This is a genomic window from Microbacterium sp., from assembly GCF_052099035.1.
Taxonomy (GTDB): Bacteria; Actinomycetota; Actinomycetes; order Actinomycetales; family Microbacteriaceae; genus Microbacterium.
Genome location: NZ_JBQDSX010000094.1, coordinates 1 through 8,405, shown reverse-complemented (window position 1 = coordinate 8,405; position 8,405 = coordinate 1). Strand labels below are relative to the sequence as shown.

The window sequence follows — 8,405 nt, the reverse complement described above, 5'->3', positions numbered from 1 at the left end:
ACTTCTGGGAGCGCAAGTTCGACGTGCTCGTGTGCACGACGATCATCGAGACCGGAATCGACATCCAGAACGCGAACACCATCGTCATCGACCGCGCCGACAAATACGGGCTCGCCCAGCTGCACCAGCTGCGCGGGCGCGTGGGGCGAGGCCGCGAGCGCGCGTACGCGTACTTCGTGTACGACGAGGGCAAGCCGCTGTCGGAGACGGCGGCGGACCGCCTCGAGACGATCGCCGTGCACAACGACCTCGGCAGCGGCATCCAGGTCGCGATGAAGGATCTCGAGATCCGCGGCGCCGGCAACCTGCTCGGGGCCGAGCAGGCCGGGCACATCGAGGGCGTCGGCTTCGACCTGTACCTGCGCATGATCGGTGAGGCGGTGAGCGAGTTCCGCGGCGAGACGGCCGATGGTCCGGTCGAGCTGCGCCTCGAGCTGCCCATCGAGGCGCGGATCCCCGACGACTACATCGACAGCGAACGTCTGCGGCTCGAGGCGTACCAGAAGCTGTCCGCCGCCGCGACAGCCGCCGCCGCGCAGGACGCGATCGATCTCGTCATCGAGGAGCTGACCGACCGATACGGCGAACCGCCCGCGGAGGTTTCGGGACTCGTCGAGGTCGCGCGCCTGCGTCGACGCGCCGCGCTGTCACAGCTGTCCGACGTCGTCGCGATGGGCAAGAACCTGCGAATTGCGCCCGCGCATCTGCCCGATTCGATGCAGGTGCGCCTGAAGCGGCTTCACCCCGGATCGAAGCTGCTCTCGGGCGGCGATGCGCTGGTCGTGCCGCTGCCGACCGCGGGCGGCGAGCTCGTCACAGGATCCGGTCTCATCGCGTGGGTGCGTCAGTTGCTGGACGCGCTGTTCCCGCTCGCTGAGTAGAATGGAATCTGGTGTGCCGGGAAGTCTGGTCGGCGTCGCGGATCGCCTGATCCGCGAGATGTGTCGACTCGAAAGGCAACGATGAAGCTTCTTCGTTCTGAAAGATTTCCCGCGTTCCTCCTGCTCGGAGCCGCCGCGCTCGGGCTGATCATCGCGAACCTGCCGTTCGGCGGCGAGGTGATCTCGTGGAGCCACACCGAGTTCGGCGTTCCGGGCCTCGAACTGTCGATCTCGCACTGGGTCGCCGACCTGCTGCTCGCGGTGTTCTTCTTCGGCGTCGCGGTCGAGCTGCAGTTCGAACTGACCCGCGGGCAGCTGAACAGCGTCGCCAAGGCGATCCGCCCGGCGATCGCGGCTGTCGGCGGCGTCATCGTGCCGATCATCGTCTTCCTGATGATCGCGGGACGGGGGGACGCTTCGGCGGGTTGGCCGATTCCGACCGCGACCGACATCGCCTTCGCCCTCGGTGTGCTGGCGATGTTCGGCAAGGGCCTGCCCAAGGGCGTGCGCGTCTTCCTGCTCGCTCTCGCGATCATCGACGACATCGTCGGCATCGTCTTCATCGCGGTGCTGTTCGCCACCGACCTCGACTTCGGCATGATGCTCGCGGGCATCGCGTGTGTGGCTGTGTTCGCGATCGTCAGTCGCTTGGACATTCCGACAGCGATCCGCCTGCCGCTGCTGATCGTGCTCGCGATCGCCGCGTGGGTGTTCGTGTTCCACTCCGGTGTCCACGCGACCATCGCGGGCGTCGCGCTCGGCCTCGTGATCCGTCAGGACGTCGGCATGAGCGCGAGGCACGCGCTCGAGCCGTGGATCAACGCGCTGATCCTGCCGATCTTCGCGTTCTTCTCGGCGCTCGTCATGATCCCTCAGGTCTCGATCGATGAGCTCTCGCCGGCGCTGTGGGCGATCGTCGTCGCTCTGCCGGTCGGCAAGCTCATCGGCATCACCCTGTTCGGCTGGCTGGCGCAGTTCGTCGGACGCGGCGAGCGGCTGCCGATCGGCGACATCCTCCCCGCGGCCGCGCTCGGCGGCATCGGCTTCACGGTGTCGCTGCTGCTGTCGAGGCTGGCGTACTCGGACGCGACGATCGCGGACGAGGCGGTGCTCGGCGTGCTGATCGGCTCCCTCGCCTCGCTGATCCTCTCGGCGATCGTCGTGCCGCTGCGCGCCCGGCACCACCGCCGCCTCGCGGCGACCGCCTGACACCCACTTTTCTTCATTTCTGGCACGTTTCTCCCTCGATTTGACGCATGAAAAGTGCCAGAAATGAGGAATAGTGGAGGGGTGATGGAGCCAGGAGACGAGCTGCGGCGGGTTGCCGATGTCATGGAGCAGGTGCATCGGCGCTGCGTGTGGTCCCGCGAGATGACGCACGAGAAGCTCGTCCCGTACCTCACCGAGGAAGCCGCGGAGGTGATCGACGCGGTCGAATCCGGATCCGCGGACGACCTGCGCGAGGAGCTCGGCGACCTGCTCTGGCAGGTGCTGTTCCACTCGGCGGTGGCGGAGGACTTCGCGATCGATGATGTCGCCGCAGGGCTGGCCGACAAGATGATCCGCCGGCATCCGCACGTCTTCGCGGGGGAGGACGCGGCCACTCCCGAGCGCGTGCTCGACCTGTGGAACGCGGCGAAGCGCGACGAGAAGCGCTCGCGCACCTCGGTGCTCGACGGCGTGCCGGCCGCGATGCCGGCGCTCGCCCTCGCGCAGAAGGTGCTCGGCAAGGGCGAGAAGGTCGGAGTGGGCCTCGAGCTGGTGGAGGCGATCCAGGCCGTCGAAGCCCTCGAGCAGGCGGACCAAGAGGCGCTCCTGCCCGAGACCGAGGAGGAGCTCGGCGACACGATCCTCGGGCTCGTCGCGCTGGCCCGCGCTCGAGGCTGGGACGCGGAGCGGGCGTTGCGCGGGCGCGTGCGCGCGTTCGCGGGCGAGGTGCGCGAGGCCGAGCAGGGCTCACGGGCCGCGCGGTCCGGTAGGGGATAATGGATCCCCTATGGCAACTGTGAACCCGCCGCGCGGAATGCGCGATTTCCTCCCCGCAGACAAGGCCCGCCGCGAGCGCGTGCTCTCCGTCATCCGCGAGCGATACCGCGCGCACGGCTTCGACGAGATTGAGACTCCGGTCATGGAGGAGTACGGCCGGCTGCATGCGGGCATGGGCGGCGACAACGAGAAGCTGGCGTTCAACATCATGAAGCGCGGCATCTCGGCCGACGCGCTCGCGACGACGACCGACCCCGCGGATCTCGCCGACCTCGGGCTGCGCTACGACCTCACTGTGCCGCTGTCGCGCTTCTACGCCTCGCACCGCGCCGAGCTGCCCACGGTCTTCCGCGCCCTGCAGATCGCGCCCGTGTGGCGGGCGGAGCGCCCGCAGAAGGGGCGGTACCGCCAGTTCATGCAGTGCGACATCGACATCATGAACGATGCGTCGAGCCGTGCGGAGGTCGAACTGATCACGGCCACGCTCGACGTGCTCGACGCGCTCGGTCTCGCCGGCGCGCACGTGCGCATCAACGATCGCCGCGCGCTCGATGCGATGCTCGATGTCTTCGGGTTCCCCGAGGCCGAGCGCCCGGGCGTGCTCATCACGATCGACAAGCTCGACAAGATCGGGCCCACCGGTGTCGCGGCCGAGCTGCGCGAGCGCGGCGCCGCAGACGCAGCGGTCGGCGCCCTGGAGGCGTTCTTGGCGGGGCTCGAGGCGCCCGCCGGATCCTTCGGTCCCGAGCAGATCCGCGCCCTCCTCCCCGAGGGGATCCCGGGCGAGATCGTGGATCACCTCGTCGGCGTGGGCGAGGCGGTCTCGGCTGCGCGCGGCGACGCCCCGCTCGTGTTCGACCCGTTCCTCGTGCGCGGCATGGGCTACTACACCGGCACGATCTTCGAGATCGCGCACCCCGACGTGACGTACTCGCTCGGCGGCGGCGGACGATACGACGGCATGATCGGCCGCTTCCTCGGACAGGACGTGCCGGCCGTCGGATTCTCGATCGGCTTCGAGCGCATCGTCGACCTCGTCGCGATCGCTGAGGCCGAGGGAGCCCGCGCTGTCGTGCTCGTGCACGACAAGGACGTGCCGGTCGCGGAGCTGCTCGCCCACAAGGCGCGCCTCGTCTCCGACGGCGCGCGCGTGAGGCTCGAGCGCCGGCCGAGGAACCTCAAGGGCGTGCTCGAGCGCGCGCAGGCAGACGGCTACACGTCGTTCGCGACCGTCGCAGCGGGTCAGCACGACCTCGATTTCAAGCCCCTCCGCTGAGCGCCGCGTGAAGTCGCAGGCCCGGCTGATCCGCCTGATCATCGTCTGGCTGCCGATGGCGGCCGTCACGGCGGTGGTCGTCGCCGAGATCGTCGCCCTGCCCTTCCTGCCCGCGCGCGTCGTGATCCACTGGTCGGTGGCCGGCGAACCCGACGGCTGGGGGCCGGCGTGGGGCACGATCGGCGTCACGGCCGCGATCGGCTACGGTTCCACGGCGCTGTTCGCAGCGGTCGGGCTGTTCGATCTCCGGTCGGTGAACGACAGGCCGAGGCCGCGCTTCGTTGCGGCGACGACCTGGTTCGTCGTCGGATCCTGCGTGCTCGTGCTCGGCGCGACGTTCATCGGGCAGATCGGGAAGCCGGAGGCACCAGCCGGAACGGCGATGCTCGTCGCGATCGCGACCGGAGCGTCCTTCGCGAGCCTCGCGAGCACGCTCCTGCCGTCGTCGCGCCGTGACCGCTCGGATCCCGAGGGAGACGACCTGCGGCAGTGGAGCGCCACGACGGCCGCCGGGCGATACGGGCTGCAGGGGGCGATCACCGCCGGCCTCGTCGCAGCCCTCGCGATCGCGGCTCACGCTCTCGCGATGCTGGAGCAGCCCGCATGGATCGTCGCAGCGACGCTGCTCATCGTGCACGCAGCCGCCGCGCCCGCCGCGCTCGTCGTGCAGGTGCGGATCGACGCGCGAGGGGTCCTCGTGCGCTCGCCGATCGGAATTCCTCGGGTCAGCATCCCGCTGACCGATATCGCGGATGCTGACCTCATCGAGGTGGATCCGGCGGTCGAGATCGGGAAGACCGGCTGGAACGCGCGCTCGGTCGGACCGCAGGCGGGCGTCGCGATCCGAGCCGGCGAAGGCATCCGGATCCGCCGCGCGGACGGATCGCGCTTCGTCGTTGCGACCGACGATGCCGCTGCCGGCCTCGTCGTGCTGCGCGCGCAGCTCGCGGCCGAGCGAACCGCGCACGTGAGCACCGGCCCGACAGAGAGGACCCGTCCATGACAGACGCGCTGCTCGAGACCAGGAAGCGAGCCCGTCGCGCATTCGCGATCCGGTGCCTCTGGATCCCGATGGCGGCGTTCGTCGGCATCGCGGCGGTGCAGCTTTCGCTGATGCCGCTTCTCCCCGACGTCGTCGCGACGCACTGGGGCCTCTCCGGCACGGGGGACGGGTTCGGTCCGTCCTGGACCTATCCGCTCATGACGATCGGCATCGGCGGCGGAATCACGGCACTGATCGCGGGCATCGCGCTGGCTGAGGTGAAGAGCCCGGCGCAGCGCACGCAGTACCGCTTCCTCGGGGTCGTGATCGGTGCGGAAACGGGGTTCCTCGGCTCGGCGATGCTCGGTCTCGTGATCGTGCAGGTCGGGGTCGACGATGCGTCGGACGCGCCGGATTCCCTCGGGATCATGATCCTCTCGCTCATCGTCGGGGCCGTGCTCGGCACGATCTATCTGCTCATGATCGAAGAGCCGCCGGCGGCGGACGCCGCAGAGCAGGATCCGCTGCCGTTGACGGGCGCGCAGCCGGGAGTGTGGACCCGTTCGGTGCGGATGTCGCGCGCGGGGGCGGTCACCCTCGGCGCGCTCGTCGGGGGCACGACGCTCGCCGTGCTCGCGCTGTGCTTCGACGCGGTGAGGCGCACGGGGAGCATTCCGTTCGCGCTCTGGGGAACGCTCGCGCTGATGCTCGTCGTCTCGGTGCTGTCGCTGTCGATGCTGCGCTTCGATGTGCGCATCGACGACGCGGGGCTCACGGTGCGCGCACCGCTCGGGTGGCCGCGGGTGCGCATCGCCGCCGGCTCGATCACCGCGGTGCGGATCGTTGAAGTCAGTCCGATGGCGGAGTTCGGCGGTTGGGGGTGGCGCTTCGGGGCGAACGGTCAGGGCTTCGTACTGCGGGCGGGGGAGGGGATCCGCGTCGCGCGCGTCGGCGGGAGCGACCTGACGATCACCGTGGACGACGCCGCGACCGCGGTCGCTCTGCTTCGCCGCGGCATGGCGAGATACTGAAGCCCCCAGGGGTCGTCGAGCCCGGCGCAAGCCGGACACTCGGAGAACCTCCGGTGAACGGCTGCGCGCCGCGCCGCACCGCACGACGCCGCCCCGATACGCTCCCCAACCATGACGTCAGGATTCGTACGCCGGTTGGGACTCTCGGACGCGGTCGCGATCGGCCTGGGATCCATGATCGGCGCGGGCGCGTTCGCCGTGTGGCAGCCGGCGATCGAAGCGGCGGGGAGCGGGGTGCTGATCGGGCTCGTGCTCGCGGCGGTCGTGGCGTTCTGCAACGCGACATCGACGGCGCAGCTCGCCGCAGTCCACCCGGTCGCGGGAGGAGTGTACGCCTACGGCAACGCAGAGCTGGGGGCGTGGTGGGGGTACCTCGCCGGGTGGTGCTTCGTCGTCGGCAAGATCGCGAGCTGCGCGGCCATGGCGCTGACCTTCGCATCGTACGCGGCCCCCGGGTTCGAGCGGCCGGCCGCGATCGGCGCCGTAGTGCTGCTCACGATCGTGAACCTCCTCGGCGTCACGCGCACGGCGAGCGCTGCGAAGATCATCGTCGTGATCGTGCTGCTAGTGCTCGTCTTCGTCGCGGTGTCGGGACTCGTCGGATCCACGGGCGAGCACGCATCGATCGGTGAGGGCCTGTTCGACGGCGGGTGGTACGGGATCCTGCAGTCGGCGGGACTGATCTTCTTCGCGTTCGCCGGGTACGCGCGCATCGCGACGATGGGCGAGGAGGTGAGGGATCCGGCGCGGACGATCCCGCGTGCCATCGTCTTCGCGCTCGCCGGCGCGGTCGTGGTCTACGCCGTGCTTGCGGTCACGGTGCTGCAGGCGCTCGGACCCGCGCCGCACGTCTCCGCGACGCCGCTCGCCGACGTCGTTGCGGCATCCGGGTGGGACTGGGGCGCGCCGGTCGTCCGCGTCGGGGCGGCCTGCGCCGCGCTCGGCGCGCTGCTCGCGCTCATCGCCGGCATCGGGCGCACGAGCCTCGCGATGGCGCGCGGGGGAGACCTGCCGGGATTCTTCTCGCGGATCCATCCGCGTATGCGCGTGCCGCACCGGGCGGAGATCGCGGTCGCGGCCGTCGTGATCGCGATCCTTCTCGTCGCCGACCTGCGCGGCGCGATCGGCGTCAGCTCGTTCGGGGTGCTGCTGTACTACTTCGTGGCGAACCTCGCGGCGCTGCGTCAGGGAAAGACGGTGCGCCGGTACCCGCAGTGGCTGCAGGTCGCGGGCGCGATCGGGTGCGCGGGCCTGGCCGCACTGCTGCCGTGGCCGTCGGTCGTGGCGGGAGCGGCCGTGGTCGCGATCGGCGTCGTGATCCGCGGTGCCCGGCTCATCGCAGAGCGCCGCAGCCTCTGAGACCCACCGTGTCCCACGTGATGCGCGAAAGCGGCAGTCGATCCCGCATCAATCGGGACACGGTCCGGAGGGCTCACGCCAGCGTCACGATGCGGGCCGTCGGATCCGGGGCCTCGTCCCAGAGGCCGGCCATGCCCGCGGCGACGTCGTCGACGACATCCGCGAGCTGATTCACCCGGAAGATGGTGCAGCCGCCGGCCTGCGGACGGTCGGCGTCGCGAGCCGATATCGAGAATCCGTGCGCCATCGCCTGGATCCACGCCTCGATCGCTGCCTTGACGGCCGCGTAGTTCGCACCGCCCGCGAGGGGACGGGCCACCTGCACCGACGAGACGACGGCGACGCGTGCGGCCGGCGATGCCTCGAGCAGCGGCCACGCCGCGCGGCACGCGTGGCGCACCGCCGTCAGGGCATCCGACAGCGCCTGCCAGTCCTCGTCGCTCTGACCAGGGATCCCGCCGCCGCCGCGCCACCCGCCGACCAGCGGGATCAGCCCATCGAGGGGTCCGAGGCCGCCGACGGCGTCGTCCACGGCCGCGGCGTGCGTGAGATCGACCTCGACCGCGTCGAACCCCGCGTCGGCGAAGCGCGCCAACCGCACCGGGCTCCTCCCGGCCACGACGACGCGCGCCCCGCGACCGCGGAGGGCGTGCGCGATCGCCCACCCGGCGTCGGATGTGCCGCCCGCGAGCAGCACGCGGCGATCGGTGAGTGTGCGCGCATCGGTCATAGCGCCCATCCTCTCGCACGATCGACCGCCCGCTGCCGGAATGACGCACGACGGGGTTCGCCCTAGACTGAGGGAGGGCCTCCCGGTCCGCCCATGCCCACCTTCTCAAGGAGTACATCCGTGGCACAGATCGAAGCAGTTGGCGCACGCGAGATTCTCG

At 70.4% G+C, this 8,405-nt stretch carries 8 protein-coding genes; 7 read left to right on the top strand and 1 reads right to left on the bottom strand.

What is annotated here, in order from left to right; translation table 11 throughout:
- The 7 genes from ACTIAO_RS16190 to ACTIAO_RS16160 all read left to right on the top strand — a co-directional run.
- The coding region (locus ACTIAO_RS16190; protein ID WP_441907179.1) for a TRCF domain-containing protein at window positions 1–881 on the top strand (881 nt) is incomplete at its 5' end.
- A gap of 81 nt (window positions 882–962) precedes the next feature.
- Window positions 963–2,090: a Na+/H+ antiporter NhaA gene (locus tag ACTIAO_RS16185; protein WP_029152783.1), complete on the top strand. Its 1,128-nt coding sequence runs from the start codon at window positions 963–965 to the stop codon at window positions 2,088–2,090.
- A gap of 84 nt (window positions 2,091–2,174) precedes the next feature.
- Window positions 2,175–2,867 carry a MazG family protein gene (locus tag ACTIAO_RS16180; RefSeq protein WP_211219158.1) on the top strand — a complete coding sequence of 231 codons (693 nt, stop codon included), beginning with the start codon at window positions 2,175–2,177 and terminating at the stop codon, window positions 2,865–2,867.
- A gap of 10 nt (window positions 2,868–2,877) precedes the next feature.
- Complete coding sequence (gene hisS / locus ACTIAO_RS16175) at window positions 2,878–4,143, top strand: histidine--tRNA ligase (protein ID WP_084644210.1); 1,266 nt, start codon at window positions 2,878–2,880, stop codon at window positions 4,141–4,143.
- 7 nt (window positions 4,144–4,150) lie between these two features.
- A complete protein-coding gene (locus ACTIAO_RS16170; RefSeq protein ID WP_029152785.1) occupies window positions 4,151–5,146 on the top strand; it encodes a DUF1648 domain-containing protein in 996 nt (331 codons plus the stop codon).
- Complete coding sequence (locus tag ACTIAO_RS16165) at window positions 5,143–6,156, top strand: DUF1648 domain-containing protein (RefSeq protein ID WP_051216391.1); 1,014 nt, start codon at window positions 5,143–5,145, stop codon at window positions 6,154–6,156. Before ACTIAO_RS16170 ends, ACTIAO_RS16165 begins: the two co-directional genes overlap by 4 nt.
- Before the next feature lie 111 nt (window positions 6,157–6,267).
- Window positions 6,268–7,515 (top strand): APC family permease, encoded by a 1,248-nt coding sequence (locus ACTIAO_RS16160; protein ID WP_029152787.1) that lies wholly within the window; start codon window positions 6,268–6,270, stop codon window positions 7,513–7,515.
- 73 nt (window positions 7,516–7,588) lie between these two features.
- On the opposite strand, the gene ACTIAO_RS16155 is transcribed toward ACTIAO_RS16160, so the two are convergent.
- Window positions 7,589–8,245: an SDR family NAD(P)-dependent oxidoreductase gene (locus ACTIAO_RS16155; RefSeq protein WP_029152788.1), complete on the bottom strand. Its 657-nt coding sequence runs from the start codon at window positions 8,243–8,245 to the stop codon at window positions 7,589–7,591.
- Between the last annotated feature and the right edge of the window lie 160 nt (window positions 8,246–8,405).